The following is a 939-nucleotide window of genomic DNA, read 5'->3' as shown; positions in this document are numbered from 1 at the left end:
TTCCGTTCATCGGCGACGTCCTGGGGATGGACCGGGCGGCCCCGAATCAGAAGACCCTGGTTCGGTTCGGTGAGCTTGGCCCGATCTATCGGCGCACGATCCTCGGAAACGATCTGACGTTCGTGGGCTCCGCCGAACTTGCTGCCGGCGTCTTCGACGAAGCGCACTGGGAGAAGTTCATCGGCCGCCCGATCGAGAACCTGCGCGCGGTCGCGGGCGACGGGCTGTTCACGGCGTACAACTGGGAATCGAACTGGGCAAAAGCACACGAAGTACTCATGCCCGGCTTCACCAAGGAAGCCATGATCTCCTACCACGGTGTGATGGCGGCCGCCGTCGACGAACTGTGCGCGAGCATCGACCGCCAAGGTGAGACCCATATCCCGACCGTTGAGGAGATGGGCAAGTTCACACTCGAGGTGATCGGCCGGTGCGGATTCAATTACACCTTCGATTCCTTCACTCGCGATCAGGAGCACCCGTTTGTTGCCGCGCTGAGCCGGATCCTGGCGTATGCGCAGAAGGCGGGCATTCCGGTCCCCTTCGTCGGTAAGTTACTGCGCCGCAAGGACGAGGCTCAGTATCGGATCGATTACCAGCTGATCGTGGACACTGTCGACGCCGTGATCGAAGCACGGGTGGAGTCGGGGGAGCGTCGGCCGGACCTGCTCGATCGAATGCTTCATCCGGACAACGACGTCGAGCTCGATCCGGAGAACATCCGGAACCAGGTGCTGACCTTCCTGGTCGCCGGCCACGAAACCTCGGTCAATGCCCTCGGCTTCACACTGCATTTCATGGCACAGAACCCTGATGTGGCCCGCCGGATGCGCGAGGAGGCGAACGCGGTCCTCGGCGACCGTGCAGCCGGGTACGAAGACGTCACCAAGCTGCGCTACACCCGGCAGGTGATCAACGAGTCTCTGCGGCTGTGGCCAA

Annotated in this window: 1 protein-coding gene; it reads left to right on the top strand. The window is 62.4% G+C overall.

Annotated elements, in window-relative coordinates; all coding sequences use genetic code 11:
* On the top strand, window positions 1–939 hold a 939-nt coding region (locus RM2_RS23235; protein WP_072691786.1), incomplete at both ends, for a cytochrome P450.

Source organism: Rhodococcus marinonascens NBRC 14363, from assembly GCF_001894885.1.
Lineage (GTDB): Bacteria > Actinomycetota > Actinomycetes > Mycobacteriales > Mycobacteriaceae > Rhodococcus_F > Rhodococcus_F marinonascens.
The sequence above is the reverse complement of the archived record's forward strand: the minus strand, read 5'-3'. Positions and strand labels throughout refer to the sequence as shown.